The following is an 18316-nucleotide window of genomic DNA, read 5'->3' as shown; positions in this document are numbered from 1 at the left end:
CGTCAAACGGTGTCCCGGTGAACGAGGATCGAAATCACCGGAAAGACCCCTCGCAACGAGAAGCGAGTTTCGGGCCGGCCGTCATGGAGGCGGCAGACGCTGCTGGCAGGGTCGTTGCCAGCGTGCGCCGGCGCGCATCCCGCGTCGATATGCGACTCGGCCTAGCGCAGCTCGAAACGCGGCCGGCGGCCATGGCCTCCTCCGGGACATGGTGGTCGCGCGCCGCTCCTTCAAGGTCAAAGAGGATCCGGCCAAGCGCAAGCGCTCGACACGGGGCGATGTCGAACCCCGGCCTGCTCTGTGGCCCGGGCTAGAATTCCCCCATGGATCACACACTCTCCGTTTTCGCCTCCGGCTCCGCGCCGGCCCGATCCGCCGCCTCGCGGCGCCGCATCGCCCTCTGGCTGCTGGTCTGCTGTTCCCTGGTGTTCGTCATGGTCGTCGTCGGCGGCGTCACGCGGCTCACGCGCTCCGGGTTGTCCATCGTCGAATGGCAACCCATCGCGGGCACGCTTCCGCCCCTGAACGAGGCGGAGTGGGAACAGATGTTCGCGAAGTACCGCCAGACGCCCGAGTACCTGAAGGTCAACCAGGGCATGAGTCTCCCCGAGTTCAAGGGAATCTTCTGGTGGGAGTACATCCACCGCCTGCTGGGGCGAGCCATCGGGATCGTCTTCATCGTTCCGCTGTTGTGGTTTCTGGCCCGGCGCCGGGTCGAGAAGGCCATGATTCCCCGGCTCCTGGCGATCTTCTGCCTTGGCGGACTCCAGGGTGCGATTGGCTGGTGGATGGTGAGCAGCGGGCTCATCGATACGCCGCGCGTGAGCCACGTGCGCCTGGCCATTCACCTGGGGATGGCTTTCCTCATTTTCGCGGCCATGTGGTGGACCGCGCTTGGACTGCTGACGCCGGACGGCGGCAGGTTCCGTCCCGCGGCCGATCAGGCGCGGCTCGCGCGGCTGGCGGGGTGGCTGTCTGCGGCCGTGTTCGTGATGGTCCTCTCCGGCGCACTGGTCGCCGGCACGCGAGCCGGATATGCCTACAACACGTTCCCCCTCATGGACGGCCATGTCGTGCCGCCCGGACTCGGGGCGATGGAACCGTGGTGGGACAACCTGTTCCACAACATCACCACGGTGCAGTTCGACCACCGCCTCATCGCATGGGGTCTGTTCGTGGCGATTCCGCTGTTCTGGTGGCGAGCCCGCAAGGCCGATCTCCCCGCCTCCGCGAGGCGGCCCTTGAATCTCCTGCTTGCCATGCTGTTCGTTCAACTGGGTCTGGGCATCTCCACTCTGCTGATGCATGTGCCCGTGGCCCTCGGCGCCGCACACCAGGGTGGCGCCCTGGTGCTGTTCGCCCTGGCGCTGTGGACGGCGCACGCGCTTCGCCACGGCTGACGATCGCCGCGGGGGCGGGTCAGTTGGCGGCTTCGAGGCTCCGGGCAAATGCCTCTGCGGTGAAGTCGACGAACGCGCGCACACGCGTGGCGATGTTCCGCCTCCGCGGGTACACGGCGTAGATGTCGGCATCGGCGGTCCGGTAGGCAGACAGTACCGGCACCAGGCGGCCGGCACGGATGTGAGGGGCGACGTCCCATTCCGCGCGCATCAGGATGCCATGCCCGTCGAGCGCCCACCGCACGGCGATCTCGCCGTCGTTGGTGATGAGGTTTCCCCGCGCCTTCACCGTCTCCACGTGCTTTCCGCCGCGGCCGCCCGACAGCGTCCACACCCCGTAGGCGTCATCCCCCTGGCGGATGCAGATGCAGTTGTGCCTGGACAGATCGTTCGGGGTGCGCGGCTGTCCGTGCCGCTGGATGTAGGCGGGAGACGCGCACAGCAGGCGGCGGTTGGGGGCGAGCCGCGTGGCGATCACGCGCGCGTCCGGCGGGGCGCCGAACCGGATGCATACGTCGAAACTGTCATCGGTGAGGGCAGGCGGGTCCACCGAAAGCTGCAACTGGATCTGCACCTGAGGATGCTGACGTACGAAGCGGGAAATGACGGGACCCACGTGCCGCCGCCCGAAGCCGAGCGTGGCGTTCACGCGCAGCAGGCCCTTCGGTTCGGCGGCAGCAACGCTCAACGATTCGGCCAGTTCGTCGATCTCGCCGAGAATTCGCCGAGCGTACTCGAGAAACAGCTCTCCCTCCGGTGTGAGGCTCATCCGGCGCGTGGTGCGGTTGACCAGCGCCGTGCCCAGCCGGGTTTCCATCAGCGCGAGCCGCTTGCTCACGGCGGGAGTCGTCACTCCCAGTTCCCGCGCCGCCGCGCTGAGACTGCCGCACGCCGCCAGCGCGGCGAAGAAGCTCAGATCGGTGGGCACGACGGTCGGGCGGGTCAGCGCCATTGTTGAGTTCCAGTTAACGGTGGATTCACTTTCGGCACGTTCGTGAAATGATGTCCGATCCTACATTAGCGTTTCCTTCACGTTCACCGAGCCATCCATGACCACGTATCGCATCGCCACCATCCCCGGAGACGGAATCGGCAAGGAAGTCGTGCCCGCAGGCCGGAGAGTCCTGGAGGCTCTCGCCGCCGCGGACGACAACCTGGCTTTCGAATTCGAGAATTTCGACTGGGGAGGCGACTACTACCGCCGGCACGGTGTGATGATGGCGGCCGACGGGCTGGAGCAGTTGAAGGGCAAGGACGCCATTCTGTTCGGATCCGCAGGCGATCCGGACATTCCCGACCATGTCACCCTCTGGGGCCTGCGCCTTCGCATCTGTCAGGGACTGGACCAGTACGCCAACGTGCGGCCGACGCGCCTGCTGCCGGGCATCGATGGCCCCTTGAAGAGGTGTGCCCCGGGTGCGCTGGACTGGGTGATCGTCCGCGAGAACTCAGAAGGCGAGTACGCGGGAGCCGGTGGCCGGGTCCACCAGGGCTTTCCCATCGAGGCGGCCACCGACGTCACCATCATGACCCGTGCCGGGGTGGAACGGATCATCCGTTACGCTTTCCGTCTGGCGCAGTCGCGTCCGCGCAAGCTGCTCACGGTGGTGACCAAGTCCAATGCGCAACGTCACGCGATGGTGATGTGGGATGAAGTGGCGGCCGGGGTCGCCCGGGAGTTTCCGGACGTGACCTGGGACAAGGAACTGGTGGATGCGGCCACGGCCCGTATGGTGAACCGGCCCGCGTCCCTGGACACGATCGTCGCCACCAACCTGCATGCGGACATCCTCAGCGATCTGGCCGCGGCGCTCGCGGGCAGCCTGGGCATCGCGCCGACGGGCAATATCGATCCGGAACGTCGCTTTCCGTCCATGTTCGAGCCGATACACGGCTCTGCTTTCGATATCATGGGCAAGGGACTCGCCAATCCCATCGGCACGTTCTGGTCCGTGGTCATGATGCTCGAACATTTCGGGGAACAGGCCGCGGCGCGCAGGGTCATGGCCGCCATCGAACAGGTGACCGCCATGCCCGCGCTGCACACCCGCGACCTGGGTGGCACGGCCACGACGGACGACGTGACTGCCGCGGTATGCGAAGCCGTCGGAGCGCCAACGCATCGGTAGGCGAGCCCGTGTCAAGAACCCAAAGGGAGAATCTCTCATGAACTCGGTACCACGCCGGGCATTCCTGAGCCGAGCCGGCATGCTGGGCACGGCGGCATTGCTCGGGGGATTGGAAGTGGCGGGGGCTCGCCCCGCCTGGTCGAAAACGCAAGCGGGAGAACCCATGAACGGTGTGAAAGCGATGGTCTTCGATGTGTTCGGCACGCTGGTCGACTGGCGCACGGGCGTGGCGCGCGAGTCGAAGGCCCTGCTCGAGCCGCTCGGTTACAAGCTGGACTGGATCGCCTTCGCCGATGCCTGGCGGGCGGAGTATCAGCCGGGGATGGAGGAGATCCGCTCCGGCAGGAAGCCGTTCTCCAAGCTCGACATCGTTCACAGAGGCATGCTCGAACGCATCCGTCCCCGATTCGGGCTGCAGAAGCTGGACGAGGCGACGCTCCAGACCCTGAATCTCGCCTGGCACAAGCTCGATGCGTGGCCCGGCGTGACGGCCGCTCTTCATCAGCTGCGTTCCCGCTATCTCCTCGCGCCCTGCTCCAACGGCAACATCGCGCTCATGGCGGATCTGGCCCGGCGCAACAATTTCCCGTGGGACGCCATTCTGGGCGCCGAGATCGCGGGAGACTACAAGCCGAAGCCTCGCGTCTACCTGGTCGCCGCGGAAGCCTTCAACCTCGTGCCGAAGGAGTGCATGATGGTCGCAGCCCATAGCAACGACCTGGAGGCTGCGGGTGCCGCGGGTCTGAGCACGGCGCACGTGGCGCAACTCGACGAGTTCGGCCCGTCGACCGGCGAACCCGGGCCCACCGTCCGGGTCGACGTGTCTGCCGGTTCCTTCGAGGAGTTCGCCGCGAAGATGGCTCCCTGAGGGACGTCAGGGTTCCCGCTGCCGCCGCCGCCGATGCGGCGGCGCGGGATGGTCCCGGGACGGAATCCGGTACATCCGGGCTGCGAGCCCCGCGCCCATCACGGCCAATGCTCCCTGAAGCCATGGCGGCTTCACGAAGAAGACGATCGACACCGACAGCGATACCGCCATCATCGCGATCGCCAGCAGCTTGGTGCGATAGGGGATGCTGCGGTGCCGTTGCCATTCCCGGATGAGCGGTCCGAACGTGGGCTGCCGCAGCAGAGCGTTGTAGAAGCGGGTGGATGCTCTCGCATAGCAACCCGCGGCCACCAGTAGAAAAGGCGTCGTGGGCAGCACGGGCGTGAAGACGCCCACGATCCCCAGCACCACGAATCCGGACCCGATGACCACCAGGACGACACGCACCGTGAACGACCGGTGTTTGCGGACTTCGTCGCTGTAATCGGGGGGCGGTGAATCCATGGGGTTGCAGCGTGAACGAAGGCGGAGGGGGGGCAACGCTCCCCGGTGTCGCGACGTCGCGGAATCCGGCGCCGTGACGACCCCGGTACGATCGATCAGAACTGCAGCGCCGCCGCGAACCGCAGGCTCCGGCCCGGCGCCGGTGCCCCGATGCTGCCACCGAATCCGTTGTTGAGAAAGTACGCTTCGTTGGTCGCGTTCTCCAGAGCGACGCGGATTTCCACGTCGGCCGAAGGCCGGTAACCCAGAAACAGGTCCACCAGTTCGTAGCCCTCCTGGCGCCCCACGACGGGCCGGTTGCCGGTGGTGAGGCCGATGGCAACGGAGCGCGCCCCCACGTCGCGGTACCTGAGTCCGGCGTCGAAGATGCCGCCGAGGAAACGGGCACCCAGAGTGACCGCTGCCGTGTCGCCTGGCGCGTCGAAGAGGTCGGTGTGGAAGATGCCGTCGTACACGCGGCCGTGAATGGCGGTGTAGGCGAGCGAAGCGAACAGAACGCGGCCCGTCGCGTTCGCCTCGAACTCGAACCCTTCGCGGTGTTCCCAGCCCGGTTGCCCCACCTCGTTCCCGACCCGCTTGAGCGACAAGAGCAGATGGCGCCGCTCGTTGCGGAAGTAGGCAAGGCGGCTGTCCACCTTGATTCCCCCCGAGAGTGCGAGCGCGGGGAGCGTCAGGCTCCATTCCTGGGTGTCCGCCCGTTCCGGGCGATACAGCGAGCCGCAGATGCCGGACGCGGGCGTGAGCGGCCCCAGATTCGGCACCGTGCACCGGCTGAAAGCGCCTTGCGTGAAGTACTCGTCGATGAGCGGGGGTTTGAAGGCCTGGACGTAGCGGTAGCCGAGCAGCAGGGGCACCGACACGGGCAGACGCCAGGTGCCCGCCAGGCTGCCGCTCTTCTCGACCTCGGTGATTTCCCACGCCTGGCCGAACCGGATCATGTTCTCGCGCGCGCGGCCGTCGGCCGTGACCCGGTAGTGATCCCAGCGCACGCCTGGCGAGAATGTCCACGGTCCCCAGCCGAACGTGTGGACTGCGACGAGGCCCATGCTTTCCCGCGTGCCGGACGGCTGGGCGGGGTTGAAGCCGCCGGGGTACAGGGACGCATTGATGGCCGGGTTGTCCGCGACCCGGCGAACTTCCCGCGCATTGCGCACGCCCTGTATCGACGTCACCAGCTCGTTGGAGACGGCGCCCGTGCGGAATCGCGCCGTGTTCTTGAGGTCCAGCGTGGTGACGTCGTAGTCGAAGGAATCGTTGAGATTCCCGGTGATGTTGTTGGCGAAAAGGGACTGCCCGGGCCGGTGCAGATCCTTGACCTGCGTGGTCGATTGGCCGGCGGTGCCGGCGAAATCGACGAGCCCGCCCGCACCTTCGTAGCGCGTATTGAACGTGTGTGTCGCATCCTCGGTATCGCGCACGACGCTGCCGAAGATCCCCGGGACGCCGCCGGTCGCGTCGTAGGCCTCGCGGCTGCGGTTGTCGACGGTGGCGCTCGACCAGCCCAGCGACAGGCGCTCTGTCACGAACCAGGTGCCCTTCCCCAGCAGACTGCGCTGATTGAGGTTGGAGTCGGGCAGGGTGGTGCCATCGGCGATCCGGTAGTCACCCGCCGTGCGGCGGGTCGCCGCGACCACGAGGTCCACGTCCTCGCGCGGACGTGCGAACCCGATGGCGCTGCGCTCGATCTGGTCGTTGCCTGTGGCCGTGCCGTACTTGAGTCGCGCTCCGAATCTCTGCCCGGGCCGGAGAAAATCCGCGGCATCGCGCGTCGTGGCGGAGACGGTTCCGCCCAGCGCACCGGCACCCGACAGAAGATCGGGCCCGCGCGTGATCGCGATGCCCTTCAGCAGTTCCGGTTCGATGAACGTGCCGCCGAAGCGGTACTTCTCGAAATTCTTCTGTGCACCATCGAGCTTGATGAGCACGTCCTCGCTGTCACCGTAGCCGCGGATGTTGAAGGACATGCCGCTTGCGCGGGGACCACCGTTCAGCGCCACCCCGGGAGTGCCCTGAACCGCCTCGAAGACGGTGCTCGGCTGCCAGCGTTCGATCCGCGTCCGGTCGATCCTGGTGACCGACGTGGCCTTTGCCGCATCCGTTTCCCCGGGTGTCGCGCCCGTGACCGTCACGGTGGGAGCCGTCACCTGGGCACGAACCGGGGACGCCGCGATGGACAGCAGTGCCGAGGCGGCGAACAGCAGATGTGGGAAGGACGGGCGCATTCCGGCGAAGGTCACGCGAGCCGGCCCGCGCAGTGGTCGTGGAGGGAGCCGTCGGAAGAGCGAGCCGACGGCGGACATGGCCGAGCGGCCCGGCCGCGGCACAGAGGCACGTTCCCCTCCGTGCCGCGGATACGTCGATCAGCGCTTCGCGCAGCGGCGGGCGAAGGCTGCCAGGCCGGCAAGTCCGAGACCGAACATCGCGTAGGTCCCGGGCTCCGGCACCGGTGCCGCATAGACCGCGACCTGGTCCAGACTTACCGACGAGGCCGACGAGGCGAACGAGAACTGCAGCGAGCTGGCGGCGGTGGGCAGGGTCCAGCGCCAGTACCACTCCTTCTCGTCACCGCCGAAGCCGCCTCCGGGGATCGGCACGCTGTAGCTCTCCTGCGCCTCCGCCGCCACGCCGTTGAGGGTGGCGGACGCTTCCAGGAGCGAGCCCAGAGTGGCCGCGCGCAACCACACCTCCGTCGCTCCGGATACACCCGGCAGACTCACCGTGAAGGCCGTTGCCACGGTGGGGCTGTAGACGTTTCCGCCGCCGGTGATGAATGCACCGCCCGTCGTCTCCGCGAACTGGGCCACACCACTGCCCAATCCTGCGGCCGCAATGTCGGGCGTGGCATCCTGGATCGTGAGCGGCGTCGACGAGTCGCTGTCGTTGAAGAAATTCCACTCGGCGTACAGGCTGCCGGCGGCGGGGGAGGCGATCCATGGCGTCGCGCTGGTGGCGCCGTTTCCGCTGCCCGGTCCCAGCGCGGTATCCCACATTCCCGTCGCCGCGGAGGCGCTGCCGGCCATCGCCAGCATTGCCGTTAGTGCCGCGATGCGCGGCAGAGTCTTGGTGTTCATGCGTCCAGTCTCCATCTGTTCGAACCTTCACCCGACCCGTGTCAGGCTGACAGGCCCTGCAGCTCCGTCAGCTGCGTTCTTTCGGGGATGTCCCGCGACGCCTCGTCGCCGGGTTTGAACTCGTGAAGGGCCGATGCCGGCCGGAAGTCGACGACGAAGCGGTACTGCTTGCCGCAATCGACGATCACTTCCTTCTGCCCCCGCTTGAGGATGCGCATCTCCACCTTGAAGGAGCCGTAGCCTTCGTGCCGGAGGAGTTCTTCGTACACGGCCAGCAATCTGGCCTTCACGTCATCTCGGGGATTCATGTCGTTGGCCTCTCATCACGCCGTCACCAGCAATGCGGGTGCATCCTGTCCCGCGGCAGTCACGGCAATCACGTCGACGCCGAAGCACGCCTTGACGTGCTCCCGGGTCAGGACATGGCGCGGCGTTCCCGCGGCGGCAATCCGTCCGTCGGAGAGCAGCACGACTTCGTCGGCGTAGCGGGCCGCCAGGTTCAGGTCGTGCACCACGGCAACCACCGCCAGTCCCTGTCCGTGTGCAAGATCTCGCGCCAGCCGCATGAGCGCGTGCTGGTGTGCGAGGTCCAGGCTGGCGGTGGGTTCGTCCAGGAACAGCGCGCGGGGCAACCCGTCTTCCTCGTAGGCCACCTGCGCGAGCGCGCGGGCGAAATGCACGCGGGCGTTCTCGCCTCCCGACAGCGTGGTCACGATCCGCCAGGCGAGGTGCGCCGCCTCCGCGTCGGCCAGGGCCCTTTCCGCGATGCGCTCGTCGGTTCGCCCGGGCCTGCCCTCGCAGTGCGGATAGCGGCCCAGCAGCACGACTTCGGTGCCGTGGAACTCGAAGGCCGCATTGGGCTTCTGGCACATGACCGCCCGGCGTCTGGCGAGTGCAACCGGGGACCACGACGCGAGATCCCGCGCGTCGAATTGCACAGTGCCTTCACCCGCGGCCAGTTCGCCGCTCAGCATGCGCAGCAAGGTCGACTTGCCCGCGCCGTTCGGTCCCAGGAGGCACATGAGGGAACCCGAGCGCACCGACAGATCGATGCCGTCGAGCACCATCCGCCGCCCGAGGCGGCACCGCACGCCCCTGGCCTCCACGAGCGGCGCACTCACGCGAAGGCCTCCCGTCGCGAGCGAAGCAGCAGCCAGAGGAAGAACGGCGCGCCGGCCGCGGTCGTCAGAATGCCCACGGGCAATTCGGCCGGAGCGAAGAGGGTCCGCGCGGCAAGGTCCGCGGCCAGCAGCAACGCGGCGCCGAGCAGCGCGGAGGCAGGCAGCAGACGGGAATGCGCCGGTCCGATCGCCAGGCGGACGATGTGGGGCGCGATGAGTCCCAGGAAAGCGATGACTCCGGTGGAAGCCACGAGACATCCCACCATGAGCGCGGACAGCACCACCACCGTCCTCTGCAGGCGGATCACGTCGACGCCCACGTGCCGCGCTTCGGCGAATCCGAGTGCCAGCGCGTCCAGCGGCGGAGCGAGGCGCAGCAGGACGATGCCTGCCGGAACGCACGCGACGGCGCTCAGGGCGAGCTGGTTCCAGGTCGCCCCGCCGACGCTGCCGAGGTTCCAGAAAGCGAGATTGCGCAACTGCTCGTCGGATGCGATGAAAGACAGGAACCCGATTCCGGACAGCGCCAGGGCGTTGAATCCGATGCCCGCGAGAAGCATGGTGGCGACAGACGAACCGCCGTGGGCCCGCCCGAACCGGTAGACGACGAGCGTCGTGATCAGGGCAAAGACGAAAGCGGTGGCAGGCAACGCGTAGCCGCCCAGCGTTTCCCTCCAGCCGGTCGGCAGGTAGCCCAGGCCGACGATGGCGACCGCAGCGCCGAAGGCGGCACCGCCGGAGATGCCGATGACGCCAGGGTCGGCGAGCGGATTGCGGAACAGGCCCTGGAGGACCGCGCCGGCCAGGGCAAGGCCTGCACCGGTCCCGGCCGCCATGATCGCCCGGGGCAGCCGGATGCCGGTGAGCACTGCCAGTTCCTGCGCACCGACATCCAGGCTGCTGCCGAGGCCGCTCATCGCGACGAGCGCCCTGACCACCTCCATGGCGGGAATCGCGAAGGCGCCCGTGCTGAGGTTCGCGATGAACAGCATCGCGACGAGCACGGTCAGTACCGGGGCCAGCAGCCGCTGCCGTCCGTGCCGGGAGTGGGGCGAAGGCAGAAAGCCCCGGATGCGGGCATCCTGTGCCCGGGCCTGTGCGGCGGTCACGACTTGCGCAACCTCTCCGACAGATCCGCCACCGCTTCAGGCAGCCGCGGACCGAAACCCAGCAGGTACAACGCGTCCATGGCGACGACACGCCGGCTGCGCCCCGCAGGAGTCAGCGAAAGGCCGGGCCGGGCCAGCAGCTTGTCGATGCCGCCGGTTTCGTCCAGCCCCTGGCTCGTGATGAGGATCACGTCGGGTGCCGAGGCGATGGCCGCCTCCGCCGTGAGCGGCTTGTAGCCCTCCAGGCTCTGCACGGCGTTCACTGCGCCGGCGTATCCGATCATCGCGTCCGCCGCGGTGCCAGCGCCGGAGACCATCGGAGCGCCTCCGCCATGCGCCAGGATGAACAGCGCCCTGGGCCGGCCCGGAAAGGACGCCACGCGCCGGGACGTCCTCGACCAGTGCACCTCCAGATCCGCGAGCAGACGGCTGCCGGCTTCAGGCATGCCCAGGACGCCCGCGATTTCGCGGACGTTGTCCCGCAGCGATTCCAACGAATGCCGCACCGGCAGCCGCTTGATCGGCACCCCCGCCGATTCGATCTGGGTCAGCACGGCCGGGGGCCCGGCCTCCGCCGTCGCGACCACGAGTTCCGGACGGAGCGACAGCACGCCTTCGGCGGAGATCTGGCGCATGTAGCCGACCCGCGGGAGCTTCTGTGCCGCCTCGGGAAACAGGCTGGTCGAGTCCGCGCCGACGAGACGGTCGCCCGCGCCGAGTGCGTACACGATCTCCGTGACTGCCCCGCCGACCGACACCACGCGGCGCGGCGGACCTGCGTATGCGACGAATGGCGACACCATTCCCGCGGCGCACAGCGCCGCGAGGAGGCGTCTGCGGTCCTGCCTCATTGCCGGGTGCCGATCAGGGCGGGAAAGGTCGCGTCGAGCAGGTCGCGCCATTCGGCCTTCTCCGGAATGCCCGGTTTGCGGGCGCCGAAGAACTGCGCGATCAGTTCGCCTTCGCTGTCGAAGATCTCCAGCGAAGTGACGATGCCGTCGACGGTGGGTTTGCGTACCACCCACGCCTCCGCCACCAGGTCCTGCCGAAGGTGCAGGTTGAATTCCGGATCCATCACGTTGATCCACGGTCCCATGGCCTGCACGTTCTTCACCGCGCCGGTATGGATCTGGATGCATCCGGGGTTGCCTACGAACACCATGATCGGTACTCCCGATTCCGCGGCGGCGCGCAGGACCTGCGTGGGAGCGTCCAGGGGCACGGGGCACGCGAACTGCCGGTCGGCAAGCCGCATTGCCTGGGTGCGCGCGACATCGAACTTCTTGAGCATGCCGAAGAAGTCGTGGGTGTCCTGCAGTCCGGCCCACGCCTTGCGGAATCCGGGGACGTCGACCGCCTCGTCGGGACGCAGGTTCTTCACCGGCGGGGTGTAGGTCTCGACGGCCAGGGTTCCCGACTGGTCGCCGAAGGCGAACTCGCGCGACACCTGCTCCCACGCGCCCCGGGCGCCTTCGTCGCGCATGTAGATCTTGTGGATCGCCTGGCCGTGCTTGTCGAAGAACTGCAGGCTGCGGCCCGGACCGCCATCGTGCGACTCGTCGACGGCGAAGCCGGCGGACCAGCCGCGGTAGAAGATGCGCAGGTCGATGTCCGGACCGAGGACCAGGCCGACGGGCCCGTCGTGCGACACGTCCTCGTAGACGCCGACGCGCTCGTGCACGCACGCTTCGTTGCGCGTGAGCGCCATGGTGCGGCCTGCGTTCTGCAGGGACTTGAGGATCTCGGGGAAACGCGGATCAAGCCGCGTTGCCGCCGTCTTGCAAAGAGAGGCGATGAGCTGCCCTTCACTGACGCCCAGCAAGGATGCCGCCTCACGGTTGCGGACCTTGCGTTCTGCCTTCAACTGCTCCCAGCGCCCGCGCAGCGCGGACGGTTCGATCACACCCCGGATGATCTCCATGGCGATTCCTCGTCACCTCCAGTCACGAATCGAATTGCTCGGCGTGCTGGCAGGCACCGGAACCGGTGCGGCTGGCTGGCGGAGCGCTGACGATGACACCCGGCACGGACACCCGCCTGTTCCGTCGAGGACAGGCGGCGAACGGTCAGGCCGTCAGAATCAGCTTCCCTTGCTGCGTGATGCGAAGGCAGTAGATGCGGCCCGCGTGCTCGATCTCGAGCATTCCCGCCGGGCCGATCAGTTCCTTGGATGTCACCCGGCGAACGGACGCAAGGGGCGCGTTGCCGTTGCCGGCACGGTTTCCCCGCGAATCGCCGTCGGGCTGGTCTGATTGATCACGCATGAAGTAACGATAATCGTTCTCATTAACGCGTGTCAACCATCGTGCTGTTGCAGGGCAGGATTCTCCGTGCTTTCAACGATCTGACTGGGAAGAACTCCCAAGAGGTCGGCCGCCCACCGAGTGACCGGCGACACTCATCCGATCGTCAGACCTCCCGAAGCCGCGCGCCTGCCGCGCGCAGCAGTTCGAGCAGAACGAAACGGTGACAGTGCGCCTCGTCGGCGCAGTAGCAGCCCACGGAGAAGTCCGTGGTGTGAGAAAGAGCGGCGAGCAGGGCGATCAGATGGGCGGCATCGGGCTGCTTCATCTCGGAACGAAAACGCCGGACGAACGCCTTCCAGGCCCGCTCGTCTCCGGCCAGGCGGGCTTCCTTCAGCAACACCTCGCTCGGTGCGAGCGACGGAAGCCAGACATCGTAGAAGTCCCTTGACGAGAACTCGGCCTTGGGCACGCCTCGGGGCGGCCTGCGGACCGTTCCCAGGCGCAGTCCCTCTCCGGGTTCGCGGGGCGAACCGAGCCGGACGATGCTGATTGCCATGGCCAGACCTCCTTTGTCGTTGCGCGGTGGTTGACCCGAGGGGCCGAGCCGGATCTTGCGCGCGATACCGGCCGCATCGAACCGGGGTGGCTCATCCCATGAGCCACCCCGATGCACACAATGATTGCAAAGGAATGCGAGGAGCAACAGCCATGGAACAGTCCGGCGCAGGCGGTGGCGACCTGTTTTTCGATCTCGTGCCCGACACGGATTTCCATCCCCGCCTTCGCAGCGCCGATGCGTTGGCAGCTGCGTTGAAGCGCCGGCATCCGGAGCGCATCGTCGCCGAACTCGTCGTACCGGAAAGACAGGCGCGCCATGCCGAGTTTCCTCCGGGGCTGGATCCCTGCCTGGTCGGCGCCCTTCGAGAGCGTGGCATCGAGCGGTTGTACAGCCATCAGCGCGAGTGCTGGGATCACGTGGCGAACGGGAATCATGTGGTCGTCGTCACGCCCACCGCCTCGGGCAAGACGCTCTGCTACAACCTGCCGGTGCTGCAGGCGGCGCTGTCGGGGCGTGCGAAGGCGTTGTATCTCTTTCCCACCAAGGCGCTGTCACAGGACCAGGTGGCGGAGATCCTGGAACTCAACGCCGCGGGGAACCTCGGCATTCGCGCCATGACCTTCGATGGCGATACGCCGGGCGACGCACGGCGCGCGGTACGGACGCACGGGGACATCGTCGTCTCCAACCCGGACATGCTGCACCAGGCCATCCTGCCGCACCACACCAAGTGGGCGCAGTTCTTCGAGAACCTGCGCTTCGTCGTGGTAGATGAACTGCACACGTACCGTGGCGTCTTCGGTTCGCACATGGCCAACGTGATCCGCCGGCTGCGGAGGATCGCCAGGTTCTACGGGGCGGAACCGCAGTTCGTCCTGTGCTCGGCCACCATCGCGAATCCGGCGGAACTCGCGCAACGGCTCCTGGGATCGCCGGTCAGCGCGGTGACGGAATCGGGCGCCCCTCACGGGCGCAAACAGCTGCTCGTCTGGAATCCCCCCGTGGTCAACGCCGACCTTGGGCTCCGGGCCTCGGCACGTTCCCAGTCCACCCGCATCGCGAAAGCAGCCGTGGGGATGGGACTCAAGACCATCGTGTTCGCGAATTCGCGGCTGGAAGTGGAGGTGCTCACCAAGTACCTCAAGGACACGTTCGACAATGATCCCCGCACCCCTCCGCGTGTGGCTTCCTATCGTGGCGGATATCTGCCGACAGACCGCAGGGACAAGGAAAAGAGACTGCGAGCCGGGCGCATCGATTGCGTGGTCGCGACGTCCGCTCTGGAACTGGGCGTGGATATCGGTGCCCTGGATGTGTGCGTACTGAACGGCTATCCGGGAACGATCGCCGGTGCACTCCAGCGCATCGGCCGGGCCGGCCGCCGCAACAGGCCTGCACTGGGTGTCCTGGTGTGCTCCAGCAATCTGCTCGATCAGTACCTGGCACGAAACCCGGAGTTCTTTCTGGAGGCGAGCCCCGAACACGCGCGCATCGACCCGGATCAGTTGCTGATCCTCATGGATCACGTGCGCTGCGCCGCGTTCGAACTGCCGTTCGACGACGGCGAAACCTTCGGCGGCCTCGCCGTGAGCGAGGCGCTCGACTATCTGAAAGAGCAGGGCGTACTGCATCGTGAGGCGAACCGCTGGCACTGGATCGCCGACAGCTATCCCGCCAACGCCGTGAGTCTGCGATCCATCGCGGAAGGCAACTTCCTGGTGGTCGACATCACGGACGGTGCCAAGCGCATCATCGCGGAAGTCGATTACTCCGCGGCAGCGGTCACACTCTACGAAGGTGCCATTCATCTGATCCAGGCATCCCCCTGGCAGGTGGAAAAGCTCGACTGGGTAGGGCGCAAGGCCTATGCGAGAAAGGTGGCCGTCGACTACTACACCGATGCGATCGACTACACGAAGCTGAAGGTGCTCGACGAATTCGAGCGTCAGGATCATGCCGACGGCTCCTGCAGGCATGGAGAGGTGCACGTCGTGCGGCGGGTGGCCGGGTACAAGAAGATTCGCTACTACACCCACGAGAACATCGGTTACGGCAACGTGAATCTGCCGGACCACGAGATGCACACGACCGCCGTCTGGTGGCAGCTCGAGCCGGACATCCTGGCTGCGGAGTTCGCGAGCCGCTTCGAGGCGCTGGACGGATTTCTCGGAGCGGCCTACGCCTTGCACCACATGGCAGCCATGCTGAGTCTCGCAGAACTGCGGGATATCGGACGTTCGGTCGGCGACGGTCAGGCCGGGTGGTCGGCGACGCTCGATGCCCAGGGGCGGCCCAGCGCGCAGTCGCTCGACGGGCAGCCCGTGGATATCGGCGCGGCGCATCTTCCATTCCACCCGGCCGTGCACCTGTACGACAACTATCCGGGCGGCATCGGCCTGAGCGCGCCGCTGTTCGATCTGCGATCGGCTGTCGTCCAGCGCGCCACGGAGCTGGTTCGCGACTGCCCGTGCACCCATGGCTGTCCTGCGTGCATCGGACCGGTGTTGCCGCCCGATGCGCGGGCCAGACATTCCCCCAAGTCTTCCGCGCTCAGGATTCTGGCACTCATGCAGGGCGATACGGCTGCCGGACTACCGCAGATGACGCAGTGACCACGATGCTGCGGAACCGGCTCTCGGCACTGCGCCGTCAGGCGGGCGCTACCGACACCGGGAAGGCACCCGCGTGCTCTCTTCCGGCCGAACCGGCGGACGTGGCCGATCCTGGTCTGAACGCACCGGCGGAACAGGCGGAGAACCGGCGATCGCTGTCGGAGCGTCTGGGACGCATGGCTCGGGCACGCAGTGCATCGCGAGCGCAGGGACTCGCCCAGCTGCTTCGTCTGACGGGCGCTCGTCCGCTGGGAGAAAGCTTCGCATTGGCCGAGAAGACGTTGGCGCTACCTTCGATGCATGGGCGCGTGCGCCTGGGGCCCGCGCTCGGGGGGCCGGTTTGTGTGCCGGTGCGGGCGAGACTCTCGGTCACCGTGCCGGCGGAACGCCTGCTGTTCCTTGACACGGAAACGAGTGGCCTCTCCGGCGGGACCGGCACGTTCGTGTTCCTGCTGGGTCTGGCGAAGGTCCGTGATGGAGCGCTGACCGTGCGGCAGTACCTTGCCACAGGGTTCGCGGGAGAAGCCGGGCTTCTGGATGCGTTGACCGAAGAACTGCGGGATTCGGAATGCCTCGTCACGTTCAACGGCAAGTCGTTCGACGTGCCGGTGCTCAGAACGCGGTGCGCACTGGCCCGCCGGGAGGATCCGTTTGCCGGCAAACTGCACGGCGATCTGTTGCATGCCTCGCGGCGGCTGTTGAAGCGGGACTGGCCCGACTGCCGGTTGAAGACCACGGAGTCACGCGCGCTGGGCTTCGACCGCACGGACGATCTTCCGGGTTCCGGAAGTGCCCGGAGCGTGGCAGCGCTGGCTGACCCGCGCAGACGCGGAGGCGATTCCCCGCATCCTCGATCACAACCGGGACGATCTGATCTCGCTCGCATCGATCATCGAACTGCTCAATTCATGCGAGGCCGGCAGCCCGCTTTTCGCGTCTGCCCCTTCTGCGGGCAGGGGACACGGCCCGGCGACCGGCGTCTGAGGCTCTGCGTCCGAGGATCTGACGAAGGTCAAGACCGATACCGGTTCATCATGCGGGCGGTGGCGCGGTCCACTGCCGCCCGGACGTTCTTGACGTCAAGTCGCCGGGCGTAGCAAACGTGTGCAGAGCGCCGTCCTTGTTCCTCCACCCGGCTTGCACCACTTGCGCCGGTGACGCAGGCATTCAGCGCGACTGCGACGCTCTCTCCTGTTCGATCAGCACGCGGCGAAGGATCTTTCCCGAAGGCGACTTCGGAATCGCATCGACGACCGCGATGCGCCGCACCTTCTTGTACGGTGCGACGTGTTCGGCGACGAAGGCGAGGATGGCATCCGTCTCCACCGGAGATTTCAGCACCACGAACGCCTTGGGGACTTCGCCGGTTTCCTCGTCCGGGCTCGGGATCACGGCGGCGTCCATGATCGCCGGATGGCGCAGCAGCACGGCTTCCAATTCAGCGGGTGCCACCTGATAGCCGTTGTGCTTGATGAGTTCCTTGACCCGATCGACGATGAAGAACTCCCCGTCGGCGTCCACGAACGCGATGTCGCCGGTGCGCAGCCAGCCGTCCGCCAGCAGCATGTCGGCGGTGGCGTCGGGCCGCTTGAAGTAACCACGCATCACGTTCGGTCCCCGCATCCACAGCTCCCCACGGTCACCCACGCCGACATCCTGGCCGGTTTCGACGTCGACGATGCGGGCCTCCATGCTGGGCCAGCACCAGCCCACCGACCCGATCTTGCCCGGCGTGGGGCCTTCGTGCTTGGAGATGGATGCCCCCGCGAACTCGGTCATGCCGTAGCCCTGCATCACGGAGCAACCCAGCCGCTTCGCACACCCTTGCTCCACCTCCGCGCCCAGCGGCGCTGCACCGGAGCCGATCTGCTTGAGACTCGACAGATCGTACTGGTCGACGGCGGGGTGCTTGGTGAGGCCGAGGATGATGGGCGGGACCAGAGGCGCATACGTCACCCTGTACTTCTGCACGCACTCGAGGAACTGGACGAAATCGAATCGCGGCATGGACACCAGCGTGCTGCCGTTTCGCAGGCCATGCAGCAGGATCAGCACCATTCCGTAGATGTGATAGAACGGCAGCACCGCGATCGACACCGTGCTCGCGTCCCGCTGCAGCAACGATTCCGCCTGGACGAGTTGAGCCACGACGTTGCGATGAGTCAGCATGACGCCCTTGGGCACACCGCTCGTTCCGCTCGAGTAAGGCAGCGCCGCCAGGTCGTTGGACGGGTCCACCTGCACCGGTGCGGGAGGCACAGCTGCCTGCAGGAGTTCCCCGAATTCGATCGCGCCTTCGGCCGCACCCAGCGCGAAGATCGCCTCGACCGCCGTGCCCTTCGCGGCCTGGGCGCACCGTTCCACGAGCGCGCCGACCGTCAGCAGGAACTTCGCCCCCGTTTCTTCCAACTGGTGAGCGATCTCCTCCGCCGTGTAGAGCGGATTCATCGTCGTGACCGTGCCGCCGGCACGGTTCACCGCCAGGAACGCGATGGCGTATTCCGGAACGTTGGGGCTGCAGATGGCGAACATGTCGCCCTTGGCGAAGCCTCGCGCCGCCAGCGATGCTGCCATGCGGTCGATATCCCGATGGAGCTGCACGTACGAGAGCACGCGCCCGGAAGGACCGTCTATCACCGCGGCGCGGTCCCCGAATTCGGCGAATCTGGCGGTGACGGTTTCGTACAGGCCGGCATCGGGCACGGCCACATCCGGCCACGGGCTGCGGTGGATCAC

17 protein-coding genes are annotated in these 18316 nt (G+C 67.0%); 5 read left to right on the top strand and 12 right to left on the bottom strand.

The features are described 5' to 3' along the window. Positions 1-323: 323 nt before the first annotated feature. The gene (locus tag IPK20_24020) at positions 324-1400 is read left to right on the top strand and encodes a COX15/CtaA family protein (protein ID MBK8019442.1); all 1077 of its coding nucleotides are present in this window, start codon (positions 324-326) and stop codon (positions 1398-1400) included. A 19-nt stretch (positions 1401-1419) separates the two neighbouring features. Here IPK20_24020 and IPK20_24015 read toward each other — a convergent pair whose 3' ends face one another. After that, positions 1420-2352 (bottom strand): LysR family transcriptional regulator, encoded by a 933-nt coding sequence (locus IPK20_24015; protein MBK8019441.1) that lies wholly within the window; start codon positions 2350-2352, stop codon positions 1420-1422. 97 nt (positions 2353-2449) lie between these two features. Between IPK20_24015 and IPK20_24010 the strand changes: the two genes are divergently transcribed. Further along, entirely contained in the window at positions 2450-3529 is a 1080-nt protein-coding gene (locus IPK20_24010) for a tartrate dehydrogenase (protein MBK8019440.1), read from the top strand. Positions 3530-3692: 163 nt separating this feature from the next. Beyond that, positions 3693-4397, top strand: a complete 705-nt coding sequence (locus tag IPK20_24005) for a haloacid dehalogenase type II (GenBank protein MBK8019439.1) — start codon at positions 3693-3695, stop codon at positions 4395-4397. A gap of 6 nt (positions 4398-4403) precedes the next feature. Here IPK20_24005 and IPK20_24000 read toward each other — a convergent pair whose 3' ends face one another. The 10 genes from IPK20_24000 to IPK20_23955 form a co-directional block, all read right to left on the bottom strand. Further along, positions 4404-4862, bottom strand: coding sequence for a YbaN family protein (locus tag IPK20_24000; GenBank protein MBK8019438.1), 459 nt, complete (start codon positions 4860-4862; stop codon positions 4404-4406). 95 nt (positions 4863-4957) lie between these two features. Beyond that, positions 4958-7099, bottom strand: coding sequence for a TonB-dependent receptor (locus IPK20_23995; GenBank protein ID MBK8019437.1), 2142 nt, complete (start codon positions 7097-7099; stop codon positions 4958-4960). Between the two features lie 123 nt (positions 7100-7222). Further along, entirely contained in the window at positions 7223-7933 is a 711-nt protein-coding gene (locus IPK20_23990) for a PEP-CTERM sorting domain-containing protein (protein ID MBK8019436.1), read from the bottom strand. Positions 7934-7974: 41 nt separating this feature from the next. After that, positions 7975-8241: a hypothetical protein gene (locus IPK20_23985; protein MBK8019435.1), complete on the bottom strand. Its 267-nt coding sequence runs from the start codon at positions 8239-8241 to the stop codon at positions 7975-7977. A 15-nt stretch (positions 8242-8256) separates the two neighbouring features. Next, on the bottom strand, positions 8257-9000 hold the full coding sequence (locus tag IPK20_23980; protein ID MBK8019434.1) for a heme ABC transporter ATP-binding protein: 744 nt from the start codon (positions 8998-9000) through the stop codon (positions 8257-8259). Between the two features lie 50 nt (positions 9001-9050). After that, positions 9051-10046: an iron ABC transporter permease gene (locus IPK20_23975; protein MBK8019433.1), complete on the bottom strand. Its 996-nt coding sequence runs from the start codon at positions 10044-10046 to the stop codon at positions 9051-9053. A 113-nt stretch (positions 10047-10159) separates the two neighbouring features. Beyond that, complete coding sequence (locus IPK20_23970; protein ID MBK8019432.1) at positions 10160-11014, bottom strand: ABC transporter substrate-binding protein; 855 nt, start codon at positions 11012-11014, stop codon at positions 10160-10162. Continuing rightward, positions 11011-12084, bottom strand: coding sequence for a hemin-degrading factor (locus IPK20_23965; protein MBK8019431.1), 1074 nt, complete (start codon positions 12082-12084; stop codon positions 11011-11013). Before IPK20_23965 ends, IPK20_23970 begins: the two co-directional genes overlap by 4 nt. A gap of 145 nt (positions 12085-12229) precedes the next feature. Further along, positions 12230-12427 (bottom strand): hemin uptake protein HemP, encoded by a 198-nt coding sequence (locus tag IPK20_23960; GenBank protein MBK8019430.1) that lies wholly within the window; start codon positions 12425-12427, stop codon positions 12230-12232. Positions 12428-12572: 145 nt separating this feature from the next. Beyond that, positions 12573-12965 carry a DUF488 family protein gene (locus tag IPK20_23955; GenBank protein ID MBK8019429.1) on the bottom strand — a complete coding sequence of 131 codons (393 nt, stop codon included), beginning with the start codon at positions 12963-12965 and terminating at the stop codon, positions 12573-12575. A 152-nt stretch (positions 12966-13117) separates the two neighbouring features. Between IPK20_23955 and IPK20_23950 the strand changes: the two genes are divergently transcribed. Continuing rightward, positions 13118-15580, top strand: a complete 2463-nt coding sequence (locus tag IPK20_23950; protein ID MBK8019428.1) for a DEAD/DEAH box helicase — start codon at positions 13118-13120, stop codon at positions 15578-15580. Further along, positions 15577-16677, top strand: a complete 1101-nt coding sequence (locus IPK20_23945; GenBank protein MBK8019427.1) for a ribonuclease H-like domain-containing protein — start codon at positions 15577-15579, stop codon at positions 16675-16677. The genes IPK20_23950 and IPK20_23945 overlap by 4 nt, the downstream gene beginning before the upstream one ends. Positions 16678-16747: 70 nt before the next feature. Here the strand turns inward: IPK20_23945 and IPK20_23940 are convergent, their stop codons facing one another. Then, positions 16748-18316, bottom strand: a complete 1569-nt coding sequence (locus tag IPK20_23940; GenBank protein MBK8019426.1) for an AMP-binding protein — start codon at positions 18314-18316, stop codon at positions 16748-16750.

This window comes from Betaproteobacteria bacterium, from assembly GCA_016713305.1.
In the GTDB taxonomy this organism is placed as follows: Bacteria; Pseudomonadota; Gammaproteobacteria; order Burkholderiales.
This window is presented reverse-complemented; position numbering and strand designations above follow the sequence as displayed.